At 45.5% G+C, this 24,398-nt stretch carries 20 protein-coding genes, 1 tRNA gene and 2 pseudogenes; 6 read left to right on the top strand and 17 right to left on the bottom strand.

Translation table 11 applies throughout. The features are described 5' to 3' along the window. The first annotated feature begins 79 nt into the window (after positions 1–79). Both lipB and lipA read left to right on the top strand, forming a co-directional pair. Positions 80–733, top strand: a complete 654-nt coding sequence (lipB, locus tag CKQ84_RS13455; RefSeq protein WP_028761484.1) for a lipoyl(octanoyl) transferase LipB — start codon at positions 80–82, stop codon at positions 731–733. Then, the gene (lipA, locus tag CKQ84_RS13450) at positions 730–1,695 is read left to right on the top strand and encodes a lipoyl synthase (RefSeq protein ID WP_028761485.1); all 966 of its coding nucleotides are present in this window, start codon (positions 730–732) and stop codon (positions 1,693–1,695) included. The genes lipB and lipA overlap by 4 nt, the downstream gene beginning before the upstream one ends. Before the next feature lie 220 nt (positions 1,696–1,915). Here lipA and CKQ84_RS13445 read toward each other — a convergent pair whose 3' ends face one another. Next, entirely contained in the window at positions 1,916–2,395 is a 480-nt protein-coding gene (locus tag CKQ84_RS13445) for a GNAT family N-acetyltransferase (protein ID WP_105253067.1), read from the bottom strand. A gap of 155 nt (positions 2,396–2,550) precedes the next feature. Continuing rightward, positions 2,551–2,916, bottom strand: a complete 366-nt coding sequence (locus tag CKQ84_RS13440) for a hypothetical protein (RefSeq protein ID WP_028761487.1) — start codon at positions 2,914–2,916, stop codon at positions 2,551–2,553. A gap of 243 nt (positions 2,917–3,159) precedes the next feature. Here CKQ84_RS13440 and dpsA point away from each other — a divergent pair, with 243 nt between their 5' ends. Next, positions 3,160–3,627: a DNA starvation/stationary phase protection protein DpsA gene (gene dpsA / locus CKQ84_RS13435; RefSeq protein ID WP_028761488.1), complete on the top strand. Its 468-nt coding sequence runs from the start codon at positions 3,160–3,162 to the stop codon at positions 3,625–3,627. A 94-nt stretch (positions 3,628–3,721) separates the two neighbouring features. On the opposite strand, the pseudogene CKQ84_RS13430 reads toward dpsA, so the two are convergent. From CKQ84_RS13430 to CKQ84_RS13390, 9 genes and pseudogenes are all read right to left on the bottom strand, one after another. After that, positions 3,722–4,977 (bottom strand): annotated as a pseudogene (locus tag CKQ84_RS13430) (DUF1624 domain-containing protein). After that, entirely contained in the window at positions 4,967–7,138 is a 2,172-nt protein-coding gene (locus CKQ84_RS13425; RefSeq protein WP_105251679.1) for a TonB-dependent siderophore receptor, read from the bottom strand. The pseudogene CKQ84_RS13430 and the gene CKQ84_RS13425 overlap by 11 nt, the downstream one beginning before the upstream one ends. An 85-nt stretch (positions 7,139–7,223) precedes the next feature. Continuing rightward, positions 7,224–7,514 carry a DUF2607 family protein gene (locus tag CKQ84_RS13420; RefSeq protein ID WP_028761491.1) on the bottom strand — a complete coding sequence of 97 codons (291 nt, stop codon included), beginning with the start codon at positions 7,512–7,514 and terminating at the stop codon, positions 7,224–7,226. Between the two features lie 154 nt (positions 7,515–7,668). Then, complete coding sequence (locus CKQ84_RS13415) at positions 7,669–8,670, bottom strand: siderophore ABC transporter substrate-binding protein (RefSeq protein ID WP_105251678.1); 1,002 nt, start codon at positions 8,668–8,670, stop codon at positions 7,669–7,671. Beyond that, positions 8,667–9,449, bottom strand: a complete 783-nt coding sequence (locus tag CKQ84_RS13410) for an ABC transporter ATP-binding protein (protein WP_014611499.1) — start codon at positions 9,447–9,449, stop codon at positions 8,667–8,669. The genes CKQ84_RS13415 and CKQ84_RS13410 overlap by 4 nt, the downstream gene beginning before the upstream one ends. After that, positions 9,446–10,396, bottom strand: coding sequence for an iron chelate uptake ABC transporter family permease subunit (locus CKQ84_RS13405; protein ID WP_028761494.1), 951 nt, complete (start codon positions 10,394–10,396; stop codon positions 9,446–9,448). The genes CKQ84_RS13410 and CKQ84_RS13405 overlap by 4 nt, the downstream gene beginning before the upstream one ends. Beyond that, positions 10,393–11,246: pseudogene (locus tag CKQ84_RS13400) on the bottom strand (ABC transporter permease). Before CKQ84_RS13400 ends, CKQ84_RS13405 begins: the two are co-directional and overlap by 4 nt. Before the next feature lie 159 nt (positions 11,247–11,405). Next, the gene (locus CKQ84_RS13395; RefSeq protein ID WP_105251677.1) at positions 11,406–12,116 is read right to left on the bottom strand and encodes a TetR/AcrR family transcriptional regulator; all 711 of its coding nucleotides are present in this window, start codon (positions 12,114–12,116) and stop codon (positions 11,406–11,408) included. Positions 12,117–12,208: 92 nt separating this feature from the next. Continuing rightward, positions 12,209–14,326, bottom strand: a complete 2,118-nt coding sequence (locus tag CKQ84_RS13390; protein WP_105251676.1) for a TonB-dependent receptor — start codon at positions 14,324–14,326, stop codon at positions 12,209–12,211. A 319-nt stretch (positions 14,327–14,645) separates the two neighbouring features. Here CKQ84_RS13390 and CKQ84_RS13385 point away from each other — a divergent pair, with 319 nt between their 5' ends. Together CKQ84_RS13385 and CKQ84_RS13380 are read left to right on the top strand one after the other, a co-directional pair. Beyond that, entirely contained in the window at positions 14,646–16,247 is a 1,602-nt protein-coding gene (locus CKQ84_RS13385) for an ABC transporter ATP-binding protein (protein ID WP_105251675.1), read from the top strand. Beyond that, positions 16,244–17,821, top strand: a complete 1,578-nt coding sequence (locus CKQ84_RS13380) for an ABC transporter ATP-binding protein (RefSeq protein ID WP_105251674.1) — start codon at positions 16,244–16,246, stop codon at positions 17,819–17,821. Before CKQ84_RS13385 ends, CKQ84_RS13380 begins: the two co-directional genes overlap by 4 nt. 286 nt (positions 17,822–18,107) lie before the next feature. Here the strand turns inward: CKQ84_RS13380 and CKQ84_RS13375 are convergent, their stop codons facing one another. The 3 genes from CKQ84_RS13375 to CKQ84_RS13365 form a co-directional block, all read right to left on the bottom strand. Continuing rightward, positions 18,108–19,523, bottom strand: coding sequence for an ammonia-forming cytochrome c nitrite reductase subunit c552 (locus tag CKQ84_RS13375; RefSeq protein WP_105251673.1), 1,416 nt, complete (start codon positions 19,521–19,523; stop codon positions 18,108–18,110). Next, the gene (locus CKQ84_RS13370; RefSeq protein ID WP_105251672.1) at positions 19,507–20,718 is read right to left on the bottom strand and encodes an NnrS family protein; all 1,212 of its coding nucleotides are present in this window, start codon (positions 20,716–20,718) and stop codon (positions 19,507–19,509) included. Before CKQ84_RS13370 ends, CKQ84_RS13375 begins: the two co-directional genes overlap by 17 nt. Before the next feature lie 671 nt (positions 20,719–21,389). Beyond that, positions 21,390–21,466 (bottom strand) — tRNA-Trp (locus CKQ84_RS13365). A gap of 381 nt (positions 21,467–21,847) precedes the next feature. Between CKQ84_RS13365 and CKQ84_RS13360 the strand changes: the two genes are divergently transcribed. Then, positions 21,848–22,186, top strand: a complete 339-nt coding sequence (locus tag CKQ84_RS13360; protein WP_028761503.1) for a PBPRA1643 family SWIM/SEC-C metal-binding motif protein — start codon at positions 21,848–21,850, stop codon at positions 22,184–22,186. A gap of 106 nt (positions 22,187–22,292) precedes the next feature. Here the strand turns inward: CKQ84_RS13360 and CKQ84_RS13355 are convergent, their stop codons facing one another. The 3 genes from CKQ84_RS13355 to CKQ84_RS13350 are packed head-to-tail and all read right to left on the bottom strand — an operon-like array spanning position 22,293 to position 24,365. Beyond that, positions 22,293–23,237 carry a hypothetical protein gene (locus CKQ84_RS13355; RefSeq protein ID WP_105251671.1) on the bottom strand — a complete coding sequence of 315 codons (945 nt, stop codon included), beginning with the start codon at positions 23,235–23,237 and terminating at the stop codon, positions 22,293–22,295. A 40-nt stretch (positions 23,238–23,277) separates the two neighbouring features. Beyond that, positions 23,278–23,436, bottom strand: a complete 159-nt coding sequence (locus CKQ84_RS23880; protein ID WP_173913185.1) for a hypothetical protein — start codon at positions 23,434–23,436, stop codon at positions 23,278–23,280. Further along, a complete protein-coding gene (locus CKQ84_RS13350; protein WP_105251670.1) occupies positions 23,433–24,365 on the bottom strand; it encodes a 3'-5' exonuclease in 933 nt (310 codons plus the stop codon). Before CKQ84_RS13350 ends, CKQ84_RS23880 begins: the two co-directional genes overlap by 4 nt. Between the last annotated feature and the right edge of the window lie 33 nt (positions 24,366–24,398).

Genomic DNA, 24,398 nt, shown 5'->3' with positions numbered 1-24,398 from the left:
CATGAAATGTGATCTGTCTTACATTTATGGTCAAGAGGCGTATAATAGCGCCACTCAATTCTAAGGGGAGAGGTTGCCCTTGCAAGACACGACTTTGCATATTCGGCATCTTGGAAAACAAGATTACGAATCAGTGTGGCATGCTATGCAGCACTACACTGACACGCGTAATAGTGAGAGCCCAGATGAGCTGTGGATAGTAGAACACCCACCCGTGTTTACCCAAGGCCAAGCTGGTAAAAGCGAGCATATTTTGAATGCTGGCGATATTCCTGTGATCCAAGTGGACCGTGGTGGCCAAGTCACTTACCACGGCCCTGGACAACTAGTGGTATATCCTCTTCTCGACATAAAACGTAGTAAAGTCGGCGTGCGTCAACTCGTTACTCATATAGAGCAAAGCATTGTCGATATGCTCGCCAAGTACGACATTAACGCTTATGCCAAAGCCGATGCGCCGGGCGTATATGTGGACGAACGTAAAATTGCCTCCCTCGGATTACGCATTCGTAAAGGCTGTTCATTCCATGGATTAGCCCTTAATGTCGATATGGATTTAGCACCATTTCGCCGCATCAACCCTTGTGGTTATGCCGGTCTTGAAATGGTGCAATGCAAAGCACTTGGCGGACCACAAACCGTGATTGAAGCGGGCGAGCAACTTACTATTACTTTTAGCCAATTACTGGGCTATCAACACCTAGTTCATCATCAAGGATTAGCAGCGTCATGAATAGGCCTGAACGTTTACAACCCGGAGTAAAACTAAGAGATGCCGATAAAGTGTCTCGTATTCCGGTCAAAATCGTCCCATCAGAGCGCGACACTATGTTGCGTAAACCCGATTGGTTACGGGTTAAACTGCCGGCATCGAATCAACGCATTTTAGACATCAAGCAAGCGCTGCGTAAAAATGGCCTGCACTCTGTCTGTGAAGAAGCCTCTTGCCCTAACCTTGCGGAATGCTTCAACCACGGCACAGCAACCTTTATGATTTTGGGTGCGATTTGTACTCGTCGTTGCCCATTCTGCGACGTGGCCCATGGTCGTCCGCTTAAGCCTGATGCTGAAGAGCCAGTTAAATTGGCGCAAACAATCCGCGATATGAAGCTGAAATACGTGGTAATTACCTCTGTAGATCGTGACGATTTACGTGATGGTGGCGCCCAGCATTTTGCCGATTGTATTCGTGAGATCCGCAAACTAAATCCTGACATCAAGATCGAAACCTTAGTGCCTGATTTCCGTGGTCGTATCGATGCTGCCTTAGATATTTTATCGACTGAGCCGCCTGATGTGTTTAACCACAACTTAGAAACGGCGCCCATGCATTATCGTAAAGCGCGCCCAGGTGCGAATTACCAATGGTCGCTCGATCTGCTAAAACGCTTTAAAGAACGTCATCCCAATGTGCCCACTAAATCAGGTCTGATGATGGGACTGGGTGAAACCAACGAAGAGATCGCTCAAGTACTGCGTGATCTGCGTGAACATAAAGTTGAAATGCTGACCTTAGGCCAATACCTACAGCCGTCTAAGTTCCATTTGCCGGTTGAACGTTATGTGCCACCAGCAGAGTTTGATGAGCTTAAAGCCTTAGCCGATGAGTTAGGTTTTACCCATGCAGCCTGTGGCCCATTAGTGCGATCAAGCTACCATGCAGACTTGCAGGCCCAAGGTAAAGAAGTGAAATAAACTTCTTACTTAGATGCGGATAACCTTGATGCAAACTTCAGGTGATGCTGAGTTTAAGTGATATAAAGTTCAGGGTTATTCAAATAGAAAAACAGCGCTTAGGCGCTGTTTTTTATTGGCTGTTTTTATGACAGTTGTTTATGACTGTTATTTATGACTGTTGTTTATGAAGAGTGGTTCGTATAGCTGTCGTTTTACGACATGAATGCTAATGCTCAGCTTATTCTTGGGTTATCGCTAAATCCATCAAGATAGCATCTTCTTTACCGCCCTCTATCGGGTAGTAACCTTTACGTCGTCCCGATTCAATAAAGCCAGCCTGTTGATATAAAGCACGGGCGGCAAGATTAGACTCTCGCACTTCTAACATAAGCACCACAGCGCCCGATACCTTGGCCGATATCATCACAGCCTTAAGTAATAACTTGCCGTAACCTTTGCCCTGCTGACTCGGTAATAGGCAAATATCCAATAAAGTCACTTCATCGATAATTTGCTGCACTATCGCAAACCCTAAGAGTCCTTCGACGTGATAAGTATCTGAATCCGAAACGACGTCAATATTTGCCTCAGTATTTACATCTACCTCTAAGTTAACACTCAGCTTTAAACCTAGGACACGGTACAAGTGACCAAAACAATCGGCAAGATTCCCCTCACTCATGGGATGGCTATGGGCCAAGGATTCAAGCTGCGCCATTTGGGGAACATCTTCAAGCGTGAGAGCCACAAGCTCAACAGGCAAACCTGCTGTCAATTGTGCTGCGAATGGTGTTGTGAATAGACTATCTACTGGTGGGATGTTCAACGCCGGTATTCCAAAGTATTGGTTATTAATGTATTTACGAGTAGAGCTTAAGACTTGCTTGGCGCTTGGCCGCTAACTTGGTCGCGCCATTGGTAAATCTGCTGCCAGAGCGCGCTTTTAGCCTGCCAACCCACCAATAAATCGGCCAACGGCTCAGACACTAACCATGCGGTACGTGGCCTAACTTTGTGACGTCGCAGATCCCAAACGATCTGTTTACCCGTATGGGGCTCACAGTCAAAATCACATTCGTCACGCTTTATGTCGATAAGCGTTAGCACAGCGTCAATAAGCGGCTCTGCTTCTGGTAACTCACCGTTTTCATCCCAAATCACTAAATAAGGTTTCACCTTAGTGTCGCGCACTCGCCAAGTTGTCACATTCATGGCGGTTAAATAGGCTGATTTATTCATTAAGGTCAGTTTTATTCAATTAAAGTATCGACTCACAATATGCCGCTAGGATAGCAGTTCTGCCATGGCATTGTTACTGCAGCACGGCGAAAGGAGATGATATCTGGCTTTATCGCTTACGAGATTTAACACTCGGAAGTTCAATCGAATTTATAGATTTACAAAATCTAATTTACTCATTTTACATTTAATATCAGAAGATTAGACTAAACACACTCAGTAAGACAATAGAAGGAAAACGCCATGATTAACATAGGTATCAATCAAGCTCACAGAGAAGAAATCGCCGCAGGGCTAAACCAACTATTGGCTGACAGCTACAGTCTTTACCTTAAGACCCATAGCTTTCACTGGAACGTTACTGGCCCAATGTTCACTAGCTTACACTTGCTATTTGAACAGCAGTATACCGAACTTGCCCTTGCGGTCGACCTTATCGCAGAGCGTGTACGTGCATTAGGCGCCAGAGCACTCGGCTCATATTCAGCCTATGCCGCGCTAACCGAGATAAAAGAAGATCAAGGTGTCACTCAAGCCGAAACCATGATCCGCGAACTATTAAGCGATCAGGAGCTAGTGATCCGCAATGCCAGAGCCTTGTATCCGCTGGTAAATCAAGCGAATGATGAGGCGACTGCGGACTTACTCACCCAGCGCATCCAACTGCATGAGAAAAATGCCTGGATGCTACGCAGCTTACTCGCAGAATAATTGCTAAATAGATTATTGCTCTGACCAAAGCAAAAAAGTCGCCAAGTAAACACTTGGCGACTTTTGCCTTTAAAGCTTGATCAAACAGAATAGATTAGAGGTACTTAATCCAAGCCTGAGTGCTGTGTTTTTTATACTCGCTAAATCGCTTAACGGGATAATACAATGCGATGGCTAACACGCCCGCGATAAACCAAACCCATCCTATATTGCTCACGCCAAAGTACTCACCATGGTTTGCGCCAAAGATGAATTTCGCTAAAGTATAAAGCAGTAACAGCACGTACAAATGTAAGATATAGAAGAACATAGGGACTGAGCCAAACACAGACAACCCATGGCCCACTCGCGCTAATCCCCCACCCACTTTCCCACTTGATGCAAAATACCGCTCAAAGGCCACTAAGCAAAAAAACATGCCGCCTAAGGTCACCAGTAAAAAGCTTAGTGATGGCGGGTATTTCGTTAAATTGAATACCGACATCAAGGTTTCACCCAAATGTGCCCCGACTGCCAAGGCAGGGTTTCGCCATAAAGGTTAAACCCACGTAGCACCGCAAAAAGTACCCAACAGCTGATCCCTAAAAACAACAGCTTTTGCTGGCGAGCCGATGCATCAAGATGGCTTCCGTTCGGCTTATTACTAAAAAGTGGCCCTGCAACATAACCCAGTAAGATCACCCCAATCCAAGGCAGCACGGGATAACTCACCTTAACCCTAAGCGCACCTTCGCTGACGAGATAACCGCGGTCGTGCAATATGGTCCACAGACCGTAAGCCCACTCATTGGGCTGAAAACCAATTGGCGTCAACAGATTATGGCCAAAAACAATCGCAAATCCTAAAAGGGCCATCCAAGGTCTAGGCAGGTTTATCAGCGCAGCGAGCGCTAACATACTCAGACCAATCACCCAAATCACCTGCAACCAAAGGGTGTAATAGCTGACCATCCAAGAGAGGTTAGAGAAGTTAATCACAAAAATTTCCAGCGCGATTAAAAACAGCCCGCGTTTAATCAAAAACATACGTGCTGAACGTGGCTCGCCATGGCTACGATTGGCATAAAGCCATGCAGAAACCCCGGTTAAGAACACAAAGACCGGCGCACAAAAATGGGCGGCAAAGCGACTCACAAAAAGCCCCCAAGAGGTCGAACTCAAATCCATAGGATCGCTCACCTGCATGTGAAAGAAAAACCGCTCCCGCACATGGTCGAGTAACATGATAAGCATCACCATGCCGCGCATCATATCGATACTATTAATCCGAGTGCGGCCAATAGAACGACCCAGTTCTTGCTCGGCAAAACCTGAAGATAACGCTGGGTTAGCACTGATATTAGAATTCATAGCTGACACTCACTTTAATACTACGTGGCTCACCCGGCACGGCCCAAAGAGCGGAATAGCTACTCGCGATGTAATGTTCATCCAGTAAGTTATCCAGATTCACTCCAAGGCTTAAGTTGTCGCTTAAGTGGGTGTTCATAAACAACCCAAGTAACTGATAAGAAGGCAATTGAAAACTCGGATCGGCAGAATCGCCGAGGCGCGCATCCACATAACGCCAGCTAAGCCCTAGATGACCATCAATAGAAAGCCTATTCAAATCCTGTTTCAGAATCACACTCGCGGTATGCTTTGGCACATTCACCAGTGGACTGCCTGCAGGAATGAGCACGCCCCAATCAGGATTCAAGCTGTCATTGGCGGTACGGGTATTAAGATAGGCATAGGATAATTTTGCTTGTAAATCCTCCGTCAGTTCGGCGGCTAAATCGAGTTCAACCCCGCTACTTTTAGCTTTACCTAAGGTGGCAGAAAAACCAACATTGATAGGATCTGAGGTCAAGATATTGCTCTTTTGGGCATCGAACACGGCTAAACTACCGTTTATAGGAAGATCGTTTAACCAAGTACCATTAAACTTCATCCCCAGTTCAACCGACTGACTCTCTTCCGCTTCGAATGGCTTACCCGCAAAGTCAGTTCCAGAAAGCGGTAAAAAGCCTTCAGAATAAGAGCTATAGAAACTTAAGGCATCGGACCATAAATACACCAGACCCACCTTGGGGCTGACTCGACTATCGGTTTGCTCTGACAGAGTATCTTTCGCGACTTCACTGATATCTTGCTGATAACTATCGAACCTTAGCCCAAGGTGCAACTTCCACTTTTCAGTTAAATCCATTTGATCTTGCAGATAGGTCCCCCACGCCTTTTGAGTCTCGTTATTCTCATACAACAAACTCACCTCTGGCTGAGGCCCACCGTATTGAGGGGCATAGATATCGATGGCGTATTCACCTTTTTTGCCCCGATAACGATACAGTCCCGTCTTCAAATTGTAGTGATAGGCATCGGCACCAAGCAGCAAATTATGACGAATAAAACCCGTATCCACATGACCACTTAACTCTAGACGCAGCGAATTGTCCTCAGAGGCGTAGTCACGATATCTGTGCTGCCTAGTCAGCGTGCGACCATCATCAAATAGCGATTGCCGCCCCTTTGCTAACTCGGCATCAGACGAATACCCCTTCAAGCTAGAGTCTCGATAGTTATAGCCAGCAGTTAATGACCAATCATCATTTAATTCATAGTCATAGGTCAGCTGATGCCCAGTGGCATTCACCTCCGTTGCGCCATCATTAGGCTCACCTAAATAACGCGAGCGTGGTACGGTATTAATATCGTTATTGAGCACAATAATGCCGCGATCGAATAGCTGTTCCTGCTTGAGGTATTCCATTTCATACAGCAAGGAAGCTTTTTCGGAAATCTGCCAACGCACAGACGGCGTAACGATTTTTTTATCGCTAAACATATAATCACGAAAACTATCGTGTTCCTGCCAAGCGCCATTAATCCGAAATGCCAAGTTATCGGTTAAACCTGAGGTCACATCACCTTCTAACCGATATTGGTCGAAACTCCCAGCCGATGCTTTTAAATAACCACTGGTTTCATATTGGGGTTTCTTAGTGACGATATTAACTGTGCCACCGGGCTCCGAGCGGCCATAAAGTGCCGAACCTGGGCCTTTTAAAATCTCGACATAGGCAACGTTTGATAAATCTCTATGACCACTAAAACCTCGGCCACCATTAAAGCCATTGATTAAATACCCCGATGGCATGTTTTCGTTGCCCGGAAAGCCGCGCAGCGAAAAGCTATCCCATAAACCACCGCCATTGTTTTGCCGCGCCACACTCGCGGAATAGTCCAGTACATCTTGAAACCGCGTCAGCCCCGCATCTTTTATCAATTGCTCGTCTAACACACTGATCGCTTGGGGAAGTTCAGTTGAGGACACATTGCCACGATAGGCTTGGCGATAGTGGATACTTAAACGTTCAATGTCAGTGTCAAGCACTGCGTCACTCACAGTATCAATAGCTTGTGAACTCGATTGACTGCTTTCTGCGGCCAACAACATTGAAATAGGATTGAGCACAAACAAGGCGCCCAGCAATAGCGCAGTGCGCTTAGGGACATAAAAAGAAGTCATTTTCACTCCGGAAACAAACAGCATCGGCGCCTTAGCTAAGCCAAGGCGCTCAAAGTTAATTAAGATAAATTGAATAAACAGTAACTTATGCTGTTATGGGCGGAGCACGACTATTGAAGAAACGACTAAAAGGTCGCTTAAAGGAAACGGCCTGAAACTCAACCGAGATATAACCCTGCTGAGCGAGTTGAAAATGAAAGGGTGTACTGGTTAGCGCATGTTGCAACTGGTGCTGATGTAAGCACAGCGAACAATTGGCCTTAGAGTCTTCACTAGCATGGGAAACACTGTGAACAGCAATGGCAACAGACAATAGCACCAATATGGCAGCAAGCCATATTGCTAGGGTGCGTCTTGTTTGTATCACACTATTCAAACCCTACTTCCTCAGATAATTTGGCAGGCGATTGTATGTTAAGCACTACTAAAGTTGCAAACCGATTTACCTAAGCCGTAGGGCTTAAATGTTACAAGAGGTAACTTATCTCATGAGTCATTAGCTATGCCGTCCATAGACTATTTGCAGCCAGCTACTTTACATAACCCTTTAACACATCATCAATCATGATATTAAGGGATGTTATGCCCGCCCCAGTTATATACCAAGCCTCTGGATCCACAAAAATAACATTCCCCGTCTTCCAAGCGTTAGTTTCACGCAAAAGAGGGTTATCTATGGACTGTTTATCCAATACTGGGCTTCGCTCCATCACTGCGGTTCTGTCTACCACGTAAATGATGTCGGGATTGTTTTCAAGAATAAACTCGCTTGATACAGGTTGACCGTGCAATCCCATCTGCTCTGATAAGCTAGCGGGTTTAACCCCTAGCGCACTGTAAATGAACCCATACCGAGAACGAATACCTAAAAATCGAAAAGCGCCATTATTATGTAGCACCACCAAGGCTTTTTCTGGCCTGTCCTTAATCACCATTCTGGCGGCTTGGATCTTAGTTTCCAGTTCATCCACTTTATGTTTTGCCAAGGTTTGCTTATCGAATAATTTACCCAGCATCAATAAGTGTTTTGTGACTATATCAAAGTAATCGCTGTTGCTGTCTTGATAATCAATATCCAAATGAATGGTTGGTGCCAAATTGGAAAGCGCTTGATAGTGACTAGCTTGAACGGATGACATCAGCACCAAATCGGGTTTAAGTGCATAGATACGTTCCATATTGGGTTGAACGATAGCACCTAAATCAACGATATTACTATTGTTGCTGTAGTCTTTCAGGTAGTAAGGAACAAAATCCTTTGGCATACCGACAATGGGAATACCCAACTGTTCGAGATAGTCGACTTCATTCATATCTAGGGCCGCAACGCGTACTGGCCGTTTTGTAATAACAGTAGTGCCCAGCTTATGCTCTACCTCTATCGGGGCAAAATCCAACTCAGCCGTTGAAGCACTCGCATCCAATGATGCAAGTTGTACTGATTCGGTTTTATTGTCGCAGGCCAGCAAAAAAGCCGAGCTAAATAACAGAATCGCTATCACTTTAGTCCCACTTCTACATTTCGACGTCACTTGTATTCTCCTTGTAAGTTGAAGTTGAAATAGTTACATACTGTTCCTTGGTTCGTTTTCAGCACCTCAAGATCCAGTTCGTACAGTGCTTTTAACCTTTGTGCTGTGACGACCTCTTCAACGGGTCCAGCGCAGTGCACAACGCCTTGCTTCATACCGACAATATAGTCGGAGTAGTTAGCCGCAAAATTGATATCGTGAACCACTAACACTACCGTTCGTTTGTAATCGTCACACAGATGGCGAAGTGCCCGCATTATGCTAACGGCATGTTTCATATCCAGATTGTTGAGCGGTTCATCTAACAATAAATAATCCGTTTGCTGCGCAATCGCCATTGCCAGAAAAGCCATTTGGCGTTGTCCGCCGCTAAGTTCATCAATAAATACATTGGCTAATGACTGTAAAGCTAAAAACGACAGAGCTTCATCAATGGCGCGATGATCTTCCTTTGTGAGTGCCCCTTGGCTATAGGGAAAACGACCAAATGCCACTAACTCCCTGACCGTCAGGCGTAAATTGAGGCTGTTAAACTGACGCATGGTTGCCACTTGCTTGGCATAATCCTTCAAGGGAATATTGTGGATAGCAGTACCTTTGAGTAATACCTCGCCCTGCTGGATATTCAGTAGCCGACCAATCGACATCAGTAAGGTACTTTTGCCGGCACCGTTAGGACCGATGAGAGAAGTCATCTGATGTTCGGGAAATTGTGCCGTGACATTTTTTAGCACAGGTTTCGCGCCATAAGACTGATATAAGTTATTGACGGTTATCACACTGCGCTCCGAGGTTTAAGAATTAAAACAAAGAAATAGGCGCCACAAAATAGATTAATTAACAGCCCAACACTGGTTTGATAATTAAACAGATGCTCAACAAGCATTTGCGCGATCAGAAAAACCGAGATAGCAACGGCACATCCTGTTATCAAAGTAAATGAGTGCGACGGATGCCTTGCCAGTGCATAGGCCATATTCGCGACAAATATCCCCATAAAGGCAGTTGGCCCCACTAAACTGGTTGATATTGCGACCAATACCGCGATAAGACCCAATAGCAGGCGCACCACTTTTTGATAATCAATACCAAGAGAGATAGCTTGCTCCCGCCCCATCAGTAATACATCAAGCACTACACGCACTCTCCAAGCGGCAATACACACGGCACTGACAAGTACTAGAGAGATAAGCAATTGCTCTGGTTGAGCGCGGTTGAACGACGCTAAGCTGTAGCTCTGGAAAATAGAAAACTCACCGGGACTGATAGAATATTGGATTAACTGAGTAAAACTGCCTAACACCACAGTGAGCACTAAGCCCACAAGCAGTAGGAAGAACACATCATGTCGATCTCCACTAAATAGCCAACGGTGAATCGCCATTGAGTAAAGCAGCATCACCACGACTGAGACAAAGAAATTGCTGTTAGCGGTGATCAGAATACTGCTGCCCGTCCCTAAGATAAGGATCAACAGTGCCTGCAAAATCAAGTAAACGCCTTCATACCCCATGATAGATGGCGTTAAAATGCGATTTCCGGCTAAGGTCTGAAACAGTATCGAAGAAAATGCAATACAGATACCACCAAGGCAAATAGTGCCCAAACGCACCAATCGATTCGGTATGACATAGTCAAAATCAAAGCCTGAGCCCATCAATAAAAATGTGACTGCCAACATAATAGGCAGCCCCCAGCTCAAAAAACGCCATGCACTGTCTTTCATTTGATTTTCCAAACGATAACTAGAAATATGAGTCCACCTAAACAGCTTGCTGTTAGACCTATAGGAATTTCGAAGGGATACAAAACAAGCCGACCAAGCAAGTCACAGATAATCAGTAGTGTTGCGCCAGCAAAGGCGATAATAGGCAAGGTACGTTTTAAATTATCGCCGTAACGCATAGCGACAAGATTAGGAATAATCAAACCAATAAATGGAATGCTCCCGACTGTGATAACTGTGGTCGCTATGGTCAGGGAAACCAGCACTAACCCTAAGATAACTAGGTTGAAATAACTCAGGCCTAGTGTGGTAGCCAAGCCTTCGCCCATTCCCACTATGGTAAAGCGCTGTGCATAAAGGTAGGTCAGTATGACTACGGGAAGGATCAGATAGATGATTTCGTAGTTACCCTGCACGATTTTTGAAAAATCACCCAGCATCCATCCCTGCATACTCTGCATCATATTGTTTTGATAAGCATAAAGTTCCGCTATCGCACTGAGTACACTGCCAAACATAATCCCAATAATTGGAATGAGCACCGGACTCTTATACCGAATACCACGAATAATCAGAATAAAGGCTAAGCTCGCAAGCAGGCAAAAAACCAAAGCCCCAACATTCTGGCGGTGACACCCATACTCGGGGCATGAATGATTGAAATTAATATGCCTAGTTTGGCGGCATCAAGCCCGCCACAAGTAGCAGGTTCAACAAACTTGTTTTGCACAATCTGCTGCAATATCACGCCACAGACTGCAAGCCCTACACCTGAGCAAATCAAGGCAAAGAGCCGCGGCAGACGACTCGCAGATAACACCAACCAGACATCATCCGATAACGTCAGCATCTGCGTTACAGAGGCATACTTTGCGCCTAGCAGCAATGAGGCAAAACAAAGCACAAAAAAGCACGTCAGTGCATAAACCACCTTCACAAACTGATACTTCCTATACGCAATAAATCTTGTACTAATCTGCAGCCGCTATGAGGTTTTCATATCGACGCGCTATGTTTGAGCCTTATCGGATCTCCCTGCCTTTTGGGCATGGGTAACGGCAATACCCGCTAACACTAAGTCACGTTTTCGCTCCCACCATTTGCGGGCGCCCACCTTCATGATGTCAACCATCGCATTTATCTGCTCAGCTTTATCAGGGAGCTTGGTGGCTTCATCTTCCCAAATTGCGATAATTCGCTCTTTACGTGTCCGACCATCGGCTTCTGGTTTAGTGGTTGACCACCATCCCAAAAAGCACTCCCCCACCATGTCAACTAAGATATCAACGGCAAGCACTGCTTCATCGAGGGAGAAGCCTTTTTGTTGCAGCTTTTCGACCGACTCAGCAAAAGAACGTATACCCGATGACGGCGTAACACTGGCCTGATGGATAGACTCAGCGAGGCCAGGATGACGCTCATACAGTGCCCAAATGGCATCGGTCAATATAATCAATTCGCTCCGCCAATCTGTGGCCGCTGGCGCTCGCCAGTCCAGCTCATTAATTGCAAGCTCAGCAGCAATGGAGATAACATCATTTCGACCTGCTACGTGATGGTAGAGGGAAGAATGATCGACCTTTAAATGCGCGGCTATAGCAGGGATGGTCGCTTGATCAACCCCAATCTCCAACGCAGCTCTGGCGATAGCCTCACGGGAAATACGGCTAGGTCTGCCACGCTGGCGTTTTTGAGTAAGTTGCTCCGGTACTTGTGTCATATCGATAAGGTTTCCAAGGCAAAAAAGCCATTCTAACCGCTCTTGCTACCCGCTGCATGGCAATAGCCAATACCGCGGGTAGAAGCTAGCCGCTAAAACTTCGCCCTAACGCCTACACCTATTTCTCGAGGTTCAAGTAAATATGCATCCACGCCTCCGGTACTTCTGTCAGCCATTTTTGCCACGGGTGCACGTTCATCCAGCAAATTGCGTGCATAAACAAAGGCTTCAAAATATTGGTTGATTTGATAGGAAGAATTCAGGTTTACCGTAGTGTAAGATCCCACTCTTAACTCTGGCTCATTGGTATCCGTTGAAAAGTATCCATCCGTATGGCGCACATCACCGCTCAGTTTGATCGTGTCTGTGATTGAATAGTCAAACCCTATATTGAACATATATCCCGGCGCTTTACTAAACTCATTGCCGACAAACTCCTCGCCACGGTAGTCATTAAATTCACTTATCTCAGTTTCAAGTAAACCCAGCCCACCATATAGGCTAAAACTATCGGCCACTTTAAAGTTCCAATCTAATTCAATCCCATAGCTTTGCGCTTCATCGGCATTAATAATGACAGAACCAAAGGGACGCCCATCGAGGTAATCAGTAACTGAACGTTGTGAATCCTTAAAGCGGGTGTAAAAGAGATTGCTATTTATGATTAAGCGCTGTTCAAACAGATCGATACGGGTAAAAAGTTCATAGTTCCATGCCGATTCAGCATCGAATGTATAATATTCGCCGCCGCGGAAGTTAATGCCTGTGCCCCCAGGAATGTTACCTTCACTGATCATAGCGCCGATTAAGACGTTATCTGTCAGATCATAGGACAGGGCAACCTTAGGTAATAACGCCGTAAACGTCTCTTCATATTGATGGCGCACACCTGGGATGTAGCTGGCAATACCATCGTGGCTAATTTCATCAGACTGATAACGAAGAGCGCTGGTGAATGCCCACTTAGGTGAGAAGCGCCATATGACTTCACCGTAGGGGGCAAAACTGGTATGTCTCAGGTCGGCGTCGGCATTACCAAATACGTTGTTCAGCTTGTTGTTGGTTTTATCATCCCAGTAGAAGACACCGGCAACCCCACTAAATTCTGAACTTTTGTCACCAAAGTTCAGCCTTATATCATTCGAAAAGTTTTCATTATCTCGTTTTGCGATCCCTTGATAAGGTGCTGCGAACCGATAATCAAACTGCCCTTCTGAATACTGCAGTTGGTTATGCAACTTCATCCCATTGTCGAACACATATTCAAGATCAAAAATTCCAACATGATTGCTGACTTCTTGATTATCCTGAAAAATTGAACGATTTTCTAAGTCATCATAGGGTTCTGATACCACCTCGTTTCTGGGACGTTTAGCCTCAGTGGAGGAATAAGTCAGCATGGCGGAAAAGTTGCTGTATTTTTCGGGTTCCCATAACAACTTCGCCCGTAGATTTTGGTTTTTAAACTCAAAATCTAAATCATGGGCAGTAAAATCGGGGTTAACGTAATCAACAAAAGTATCTCTAGCGCTGTAATCTGCGCTAATTCTTGCGGCAAAGTCATTACTTAGCGCACCGGACGCCATGACCGAAAAGCGCTTCTTATCCCGACTGCCATAAAGTGCTTGCGCTGCAAATTCTGGCGTATAAGTGGGATTATGGGTATGGATCACTACAGCGCCAGCAATACTGTTGGCTCCTTGACTGGTCGTTTGCGGACCACGGTAAACTTCAATAGACGACACATCCCACACGCCAGCGGCACCTAAATCCAGTTCTGCGGGGCTCAGATATTTACCATCAACACTGATAGTTGCCCCGGGCACAGGCTTAGATAAGTAGGCATTACCCGCTGCAACAGGCCCTTTAGTATCTGTTCCGCGGATAATGGGCGCATCGGTATTTCCGGCATAAATTAAGTTTGGCGTACCGCCGAGAATTTCAGAAATCGTTGATTGGTCGGCATTTTTCCTCAACTGTTCTTCGGTGATCACTGTCACTGAGCTCGCCGTTTCCTTCAGCGTCCGCTCGATTTTCTGACCGTAAACTGTGATAACTTCAATATTTCCCGCTGCATCTTTTTGCTTGGATTGCTTATCTGGAGCAGTTCCACTGTCAGCAATAGTTGAGCCTGAAATAGCGCTAAGCCCCAGCGCAAGAGAACCGATAACCCACTTTGATTGTGGGTAAAACTTACCAAATCGGGGCATGTGTAATAACTCCTTATACGAAAGATTTGTTGCCAATGAGAATAGTTATCAATTATATTATCGCCGTTAAAAAAATTTATCAACACCATGTTGATAAATAAAAATGACCGCTTAATATGGTCGCCATCTCATGGCGGTTCAATTTTTATGAAACAAGGAATTTGGCTCGTGGATGTTCATTTGCCCATAAACTCTGGCACTCAGACTATTTTTTACTCTGCAATATCAAGACTTCATCGCTTCATTGGCTTTGTGTTAATCACACTTTCCAGACCGAAGCCCAGCCTGTTCCACTTCGATTTTTTAGGTGAACATTAAAATGCAGCGACTTTTCAGTCCCACTTCAACATTAGCCTTCGCCCTACGTCCGGCGATTCCCGCACTCACTTTCGGAATGCAGCTAGCGGCAGGTGCTGGCGTGATGGCACTAGGTGCACTCTGGTGCATGATTCAACTTATTGCAGGCCATCATTCGCTATGGTTAGCGGGGGCGCTCATATTTGGGGTCGTGTCAGCGTTGCTATCAGCTGGCGCATCTTGGGTTAACCACAATGCTGAGGCGCAATTTTCTGGAAGATTAAGGCGTCATGTTGCAGCGCATCTTGTCAGGTTGCCACCAAGTACCTTGGCAAAATATAAGGGCGAAAAGTTAAAGCGATTAATGGTCGATGACATAGCGTCATTGCATCATATGATCGCGCATTTACCCTCTGAGCTAGCGACCTTTATCATTGTCCCTGCTATCACTATTGGTTTGCTGATCTTAAGTGCGGGCTTAGTCGCATTACTTGCCCTTATCCCAGGTCTAGTCGCCGCACTTTTCTATTTGGTGGTGATCCCAAGGCTTGCAGCAAAACAGGGGGAAGCACGAGTCAATGTGATGGGAAATATCACTGCAGCAGTAGATGACTACGCCCGTGGTGCGCCTGTATTTCGCATTTATGGCGTACAAACTGGTGCTATGGCCGATTACCAAAAGGCAACGACACATTTTATTGGGGATATTCTTGAGCGGGTAAGCAAGGTATCAACTTCAGTCGCCTTGGCCACATCACTACTGCAGGCTGTCTGTACTTTTGCCATTGTCTATGCCATCGGGTATGAATGGCCCCCAGAAAACCTTGCAGCAGCCTTGTTCTTCAGTCTGGCCATAGTCACGCCAGCCCTAAAGCTCGGGCATGGGCTTGATTATCTCGCCACGGGCCGCGCTGCCGCTCAGCGGCTAACGGATTTTCTTGAGCAATCGAGAGTTCCTGTTGGTAACGGCAATATTGAGCTTAATACACCTATGCCGCTCACTCTCACCGATGTCGTGCCTTCAATGTCTACAAGCAGTAAAACAGTGCCCATTAACTATCAATTTAGATCTGGCAGAGTCACGGCAGTTACAGGGATCAGTGGTGTTGGCAAATCCACATTACTGTGCTTATTAGCTGGCATGGAGCAGCTAAATGCCGGAGATATTCGACTCGCTGGTATGGCACTCAAAGAGATGGATGAAGCCTCGATTAATCGCGCGATCATGCTATTACCACAAAGTGCGGGACTACTGGCGACCTCCATCGCCGACAATCTCGCGCTCACCGCACCTTATGCCACGGATGACGATTACTTAGCAGCATTACACTGTGCGCAATTGGATAAACCCTTAAATACTCATGCAAGCACACTGTCTGGCGGTGAAATACAACGCGTTAATCTTGCCCGTGTGTTTCTTTCACCCGCTAGGGTGATATTGCTTGATGAACCCACATCGGCCCTAGACAGCGAAACGGCGTTTAACGTGTTCACAGCACTACGCCATCACGCAAAAACAAACCACAAAACGATTGTGATGGTCACCCATGACTTAACGCTTGCCGAGCTGGCGGATGACAAGCTCGCACTCAAACATTATCACAGGGAAGGAGAAGGCCAATGATAAATCGTCCCCAAGATTACGCAGCCATAAAGCACTTAATACCTGTTGCCTGCGGTTGGGCTGTGGCGGCCATATTGGAAGCGGCATGCTACATTCAACTGGCTTTAGCCATTACTCAGCAGCAATCACCGCAAAAAGTGCTATCGATTGCCGCAATAACCATACTCACCACAATACTGGCTTCGCGTTCAGGTTTTTGGGCTGGCGCAAGGCTGGCCAATGCGCTCTACAGTGCATTAGGCACGACCATGCAACAAGCGAAACTCTCTTGGTTTACACCGAGTGTCAGGACACTACTCATAGAAACTGTCTCTCGGAGTATTCCTGGCTTTATGAGTATTCCGGCACATCAATTTCAGGTATTTATTCATGCACCGCTTATTCCGCTCTGCATTACCTTTGGCATAGGATTGATCGGTGGCATACCACTGGTACTAATGTTGGCTAGCTTGTTGCTGATGTCATTTGTGATTCAGAGTATGGCGCAACGAGCCCTTGCCCGCGCAGATATGGACCGAAACAACACTGAATTGGCTGCAGAGCAGTCAACTCTTGAACTGATCGACCACTTAGAGTTACTGCGCACAGCAGCAGGATATAGCGGCGCAACAACACGGGTGGAGCAAAACTGGCAAACACAAGAAATCGCATTGGAACGAACTAATCGCGCCGCTGCTATAGCAACATTACTGTCGGCTATCGCCAGTTTTTTACCTATTGCAGGCATGGCACTCTACCTGGTGCTATCCGGTATAAACAATACGATAATGCTGCTCGCTGTTTTGATGTTGACCATGCGCGCGGCGGCGCCACTTGAGACTCTCGCCGTGGCGGCAATAAGCATTAATGATCAGTTAGCGGCTATTAAACACTATCGACAAGCGACTCATGCGCCAACGCTCAAAGAGCCAAGCCAAGCGCAACAAAAGACACCGAACAATCATACAATCGAATTGAATAACGTAACATTTCCCCCTGCGGTGCAAAATATCAATGCCACTATCGAATCAGGTGAACGCGTGCTGATTTGTGGCCCGAGCGGTTCAGGTAAAACCAGCTTACTTAAGCTATTGATGCGCTTTGATGATCCCACCCTAGGCCTGATCACTTTGGGCAAGGTGCCGCTCACGTCAGTTCCCGCAACTGAACTTGCCCGCTTTTTCGCCTATGTGCCGCAGGATCCACTCATCTTTACAGGCACCATTGCCAGTAACATTCGTATTGGTAACCCTGATGCCGACGATCAAGCCGTAGATAAAGCGGCACGCCAAGTGGCTCTGGATGAAGTATTAGACAGATCAGAACTGGGCATTTACCAAGAAGTCGGCCTGCAAGGCGCAGGGTTATCGGGAGGGGAACGCCAAAGGCTTGCCTTAGCACGCGCGCTTATCAAAAATGCACCGATTCTGATAATGGATGAGGCCACCTCGGCATTGGATGAAGAGACAGAAAAGCGTGTAGCCAAGGCTATTTGCGAACAGAGTTGTACATTGGTTTTAGTTTCGCATCGAAACCAATCACTTTGGCAGCCAACCAAGATAATAGAATTTCATCAATTACTTGCCTCAAAGTAAGATCGGCTTTCTACGCATTAAAAAACTGAATTACAGATATCTGACACAGATTACAGTGATTAATTTGTCGTTACTGACCAACCTATCAATGAGTTATGTACTGCAGCCGAAATGACATGAATCATTTCGGCTGCAGTTATTGCTCGTGCAAAGGAAGATGAGCATCGCTGTAGAACCGACCAAGCCTTGTTGGCATAACGCTCACTGAATCAAAGCATAAATACTCGAACTTCCTCTCGCTTTTGAGCTTTAAAATCCCTCAAATTATCAGCCACCCGCTAATAAACTAATAACCATATTTTGCGACAGGCTGCCAGTTTTTATTAACATCATCTTCAATAAACTTTTGTTTTTCTTTGATTAAATCCGATTCAATTAACCCTATCGCTTGATGGGCCTTTTCCTTAGTACTGATATCTGGATAACTAACTTGAGTCACGTTAAGTTGCTTCAATATTCCAGCGAGCAGATGACGTGCTTCGTTCGCTTGTTCGATAGCTTTATCTAAAAGCTGCTTACCTTCTTGTGGATTATGTGCATACAAACCATGTGAAGACATGGCAAAGTCCCAGCGCCACTGACTGTGTCGTATCGCCATAATGGGCTCATTCATATTCTCCCATTTAGCACCTGCATCCCATGCCGCTTTGGCTTCATAGTGGGCCTTGACGAGCAGAGCTTCAACTTCGCGGGCTTTGGTCTCAATCGTTAATTTATTAGCCGCGAGCTTGGTTTCAATTTTGGTTTTACTGCTATGGCAGCCACTGCAACTGTTATCAAAATGCGGTAAGGCTTTATCAACTTTATGGCTAGTAAATTCAACACCTTTTGCATCCTGCTGGGTTGGCATATGGCAGGTAATGCAAGTGACACCGACTTCGGCATGTTTACTGCGACTCCAGTGTTCAAACTCAGGATGACGTGCTTTGAGTATGGGCGTTTTCGAAAGAGGATGGATCCATTCGAAGAAGCGGCGAGTGTCATAATATTTTTCAATATCATCGGCTGTGCTGCCAAAAATCCAGGGAATATTTACAACATTACTTTTTTCCGGACGGAAATAGTAAGTGACATGACATTGACCACATACCTGCGCACCTTGCATATCGGTATCTTGTTTATCGAATGGCAGGTGAATTTTAGCCATAGCCTCTTGGGCATGGGGGCGAGGTAAAGTTAACTTATTAGTGCTAGTGCCAGATTCATGGCAATCGCTGCAATACACTACGCTTTGGATCTCTTTGCCCAGATCGGTAAAGTTTTTAGCGGAGTATCCTTCAAATCCCAGTTGTTCAATCAATCTAGGGGCATCCGGCGTCTTGCAGGTCCAACAACTGGCGGATAATCCTTTCTCTCCTGCTTTAGGGGGGATACCTGTACGTAAAGTATGCGTCACATCAGCAACGGCAAAATGATGCCCACGTGGGCTATGGTACTCTTTGGCATAGGAAGATCCTGCCCAGAGTATGATGCTGGCGGGATAATTGGCGAGCATATCTTCGCGTTCAACTTGTTCAGAGGTGGCTTGCCAAGATTGATATTGGTTAGGATATTTTTGTTGATTGCTAGTATCGGAAGCCGCTACAGATGTACATGTAGTTATGGCGAGCAAGCAAATCATTTTTAGCAATGTGACTGTTTTAAAATAAGTTTTCACTTTGTATCCTTTTGTCCTAACATCAATATTAACCTGGGCGCCCATCAATACGGGGGCGAGAAAGTATCGGCAAGTAATGCCATACAAACAGTGCAAATGCGATAAACCAGCAACTGCCAGCCAACCATAACCAGACTTGGGTGTGGGCCGGAAACCAGATGGGCATTAGCGCCCTGAGCAGTGCCGCTAACGGTAGGCAAATAAATGCCAAGATCATCTTAGGGCCCTCATAAATATTTCGACTTGTGTGCCCGAGTGACACTCTGGAAATCATCGAAAGACACAGGGTAGCCATACAACCAATAGCAAATAGGTGAAGCAGACTGCGGTAGGCATATTCATTATCGAGATACCAACTCATGGCTAACAGGCAAAGAGGCAACATTAAATAGGCAAGATGCAAGGACCACAGCATAGGTTCTTTCAGTGTTTTATGGGGTAACCAGCGTGCAAATCGGACCAGCTGCAAGAGCCCCGCAATGAGCAGTAAGCCTCGCTCGACTTCCAGAGGTATAAGGTGGATGAGTGATTGAATGACGAGCAAGATCATCGTCAGGATCAGCGGGTATTCAATCCAAGTTAAGGGATCTGCTTTAGTGGCCTTAATGCGCATCGCGGTAAAGAATGGAATGACACGCCCACCGACTATGGTGATAAGTAAGGCTAACCACCATAACATCGCCTGCCAGATCTGGTTGGCAAGAATAAAGTCGCGTTCAAATAAAGCGTAATAGCTGACATTGTTAATCACGAGTGCGGCAAACAACATGATCGGAAAACCAATATTGCGCCATTGCTTCACCTTATAAATGCAGCGCCATAGAGTAAGGCTTGCCATACCAAGGAACAAGGAATCAAACAAGGCGGGCAAAATGAGCGGAACTTGCATTGGGAGTAAGAGTAATAATCGTGCCAGTAACCAGCAGCTAAAGGTCAATGCGAGTGGCCATCCCTTTAATGTGGGTTGGTTGGTCCAATTTTGAACGGCAGTCAGCAAAAATCCACACACAATTGCCATAGCAAAACCGAACAGCATTTCATGTGGATGCCACCATAGCGGCAATATCTTGCTCCAAAAGGATGAAGGGAAAAAACTATATTGGGGAGTAAACCAAGTTAATAGCCATAAAGGGATATATAGCGCAGCTAATATTGCTCCCCCAAGGAAAAAAGGTCTAAAGCCTAAGCGCCATAACGCGTGAGTACGTTCGGTTTGTGTAGGATCATCAATATTTAGCATAGTTGTTAGCCGAGTAGCAGAACGATGATGAACACACTTAAGATGCATTCAATATGAATCTTATATTGTACTGTTATGACCTTCAATTCAAACTAAATCTTAGATTTTGGAACTAAGATCCCAAAGATGAACAAAAAATAAAGTGTCATGGAATACTCATTTCTGACGGCTAATAGGCTTGATCAATGTACTGCGGGTTCATGATGGACAAAGGTTCGATGCAAACTTTTACACAGGTAACGGCACAAACAGTCACACATTGGTAAATTTTAGATGGGAGAAATACCGTTTTGATTTAAATAACCGTGGCTCTGATTGGCCTATCTTATTTCGAACACAGCCAAGACTTTGATAGCACAGGCAGCTCAATTTATAACGGCGATAACAGTTGCAGATGATTATGTGGTAACTCGCTTTAGCGTCGATTATCAAGCTAAAAACTGGCGGATTAGTGACTTCGCCAACAACCTATTTGATGAACAAGCATTGACAGCAAATGAGCCTACTACCGCAGTTATGTGGAGGGTTACGACAGAAAAATGGAAATAGTACCAGCAATTGGTAGCGTTAAAAAATGGCAAGTTATTCAATCCAAGCAAAATCATTTTTTACGCTTTATTCAACACAAAATAAAACGGCTCGCATATTTCTATGCAAGCCGTTGTTTTATTTGGCAGGGGTGGCAGGACTCGAACCCGCAACCATCGGTTTTGGAGACCGCTGTTCTACCAATTGGAACTACACCCCTGTTGACGTGGGGCATTATGCTAAAAGCACTTCCAAAGGTAAAGTACTTTTTATGGCAAAACTCATTAACTGAAGGTTTTTCAAACAAGTTAGGCTATTGCTGTTGATTTAACTGCCACTGAGATTAAAAAGCCATCGCATATTAGCTTAATGACGTAGTAGATACTTAGTTTAGAGCCCATAGGTTAATAGTAACTCGACTAAATGATCCCACAACAAATCAGTTTGATGACGTCGAATAAGTGTGCCGTTTCGGCCATTTTGAGGTGCTTAAGGGTTAAAGACGCGCATTTATCGAAAAAAGATCTGAGTTCGATTTATAAAATCGGCGTTTTATAGTATAAGCATCGTCAATTTCATACACAGCTCGACGGAACCACTCATGTCTGACAAATTTTTCTTCAAGGGTCGTAAAACCCCTAAGCCAAAGCACGAAAGCTATGGCTACAACACTAAACGTGCCGCTAAACCGGGTACAGAAGCATTACCATTACAATTAATTGTTGCCGACGAAGCGCGTAAACTCGAAGTTGCCGCGATTGTTGCCGAACACCAACTGTTCGCCAATATCGAAGTCAATGCCGACGTCGCTGAAGATATTGTTGAATTAGAAGGTTTATTAAATAAGCCTAAGACCACGACTTTCGAGAAAAAACCGAATCGTAACGAGCCTTGCGTTTGTGGTAGCGGTCAAAAATTCAAGAAGTGCTGCGGCAAGTAAGCGCTTTCATCAGCGTGATATAGATAGGGACTTTTGCTGTAACGCTTTTGTGCGTCGGGAATAGCCCCTTTTCTCCCCTCTTTTTAGTTTCTCTCCCCAAAGCCAATTAATCTTCCAACTTTGAGATAAAAATCCGCTGCAAATCGTTATTCCATAGCTGAATAATTTTGCGGGTCTTTTCTTTATTCCAAAAACATTTACCAAATAAAATCAAACCAGCACCTTCAAAGCAGCGTTTATCTTCTATTTCAAATTGCGCTAATAATGGTTGCTTTATCCCATCGATAGGAATGCCGATATCTTTACTGTCGGCGGGGTTAAGCCAGCTCATCGTCGGGTCAGTGTGGGATATCGTGCCCCAATACATGTGGGGTTTATTATCGCTTGGGTCCGCATCGGCAAAATTGACAAACAGGTTCTTCGCCCGCCAACGGTATTTTCGCTCAGCGTCTGTGTATACCCAGAGATCCGATTTCGCTAAATCTGTACCTCGCAATAAACTGTGGAGTAACTTTTCGAGCCCTTGGCTAGGCACTCGTTTTTCAGTGGTATGTTCAGCTGTGTTAACTTGGTAGCCTGTTTTCGACTCTTGTATTCGATCATCCACTGACGATGCAACAGACGCTTTCGATGACTCAGGCATAGAGGACAATTTAGGCGTTGGCTCAGTCTTGCTGCTTAATGCCTGTGTTGTCGAAACTTTGTTTGCAGGCGTATGGCGACGAGGTTTACGGCTAAAGTCGATCATTAAGGCATCGGCGTCCACCAGCTGTTGCTGCACTTCAATGGCATCTTGCTCCTCACGGGACTTTTGTGCCGAAGGTTTAAATTCAATACAATCGGCTTGGTGATATCGCGAGCCAAAACAAGCGGCTTTACCGTCCTTTGAGGCTTTACGGAAATATGCTTTACCACCGCAGGCGGGGCAAATTAACCATTGCCGCAAACGCTCGATATCCTCATCGGGTAATTGTTGAAACTTAAAAACACTATAAGTCGTTCTCGCAATTAAATGATCCTCTGTTTCGAGTTCACAAATAGCATCTAACATAGTGTTCTCCTTTATTTTCGACTGCTGGCAATACCGCTATCTATGCCCAAGCATTAATCCAAAAAGTGATAACACTTAACAGAAGCAAGATGCCAAGTACGCGATAAATCAAACCTAAAGTACTGGTGCCTTGCGAGCTCACATCCGAATGTAATGGCATTATTTTAACTTTTGCAGCATCTTGGGTTTTGTGTTTCATTCTGCATCCTTAAAATATTTCGCCAAGGGCACTATCAAACTTGAAGGAATTAATAATGCGGCTTTTGCGGCACTCGATGCATGATAAAAGGGTGTCAGTTGAGTGATTAACGCGTTGAAGCATTTGAGTGCGGCCAAGGCATCGGCGGCGGCATAATGAATTTGCGCACTGGATAACGGCACGTGCTGCCAATTCGATAAGGTGACTTTTTTAGGTTTGTCGATACGTACACCCAAAAGCGCCGCAACTAACTGGCGCGTCCCCATTTCCTTCTCCGCTCCAAGTTGAGCCAGTGCCCAATTTAAATCTAATGTTGAGGCGACATTAATGCCCCATTGCCGCTTGAGAGCTTGTGCATCACTGCGTAAACCAACCCCGACTTTGAGTATGGTTTCATCTTCTAATAAGGCTTTTAACTGGATGAATTGCTCTCCCAAAATGGCATGCTGAAATAAATAACAGGTATTCGCTGTCGCGATTTGGATAAGACTCAAGGGATGTTGCACGCCGCGCTCAAAACTTGCACGGGTTTCAGTATCAAAACCTAAGACTTGCTCAGCCTGTAATCGCGCGACAACCGCATCGAACTCCGATGGTTCAACCACCTCGATGCGGACATGTTGAAATTCAAAAGCTGCTAACGCTGCAAGTTCAATATCATCAATACGTGTAGTCAAAGCGATACGTTGCTGCAGCCACAAATATGCCCACTGACGCTGCGCTTGAAGTTGAGTTTTAGCTTTAATTGCATTTTCAGCCTTGGCCGATACCTGCTCACTTTTCTGCAGCTCGGTCAAGGCATTGAGGTTATCAAGATAAGCCGTGCCAGCAGCATCCATTACCGCCATTAACCCATCGGCATCTTTGCCAAACTCTTTACGTAACCAAGCCAGCTTACTCGGGGAGACACAGTACTTCATTAACTTCATCGTGCTCATCCTTGATGGTTGATGCGCGCAGCT

This window comes from Shewanella sp. WE21 (assembly GCF_002966515.1).
In the GTDB taxonomy this organism is placed as follows: Bacteria; Pseudomonadota; Gammaproteobacteria; order Enterobacterales; family Shewanellaceae; genus Shewanella; species Shewanella oncorhynchi.
Note: the sequence above shows the minus strand (reverse complement) of the source record. Positions and strands in the feature narration are given on the sequence as shown.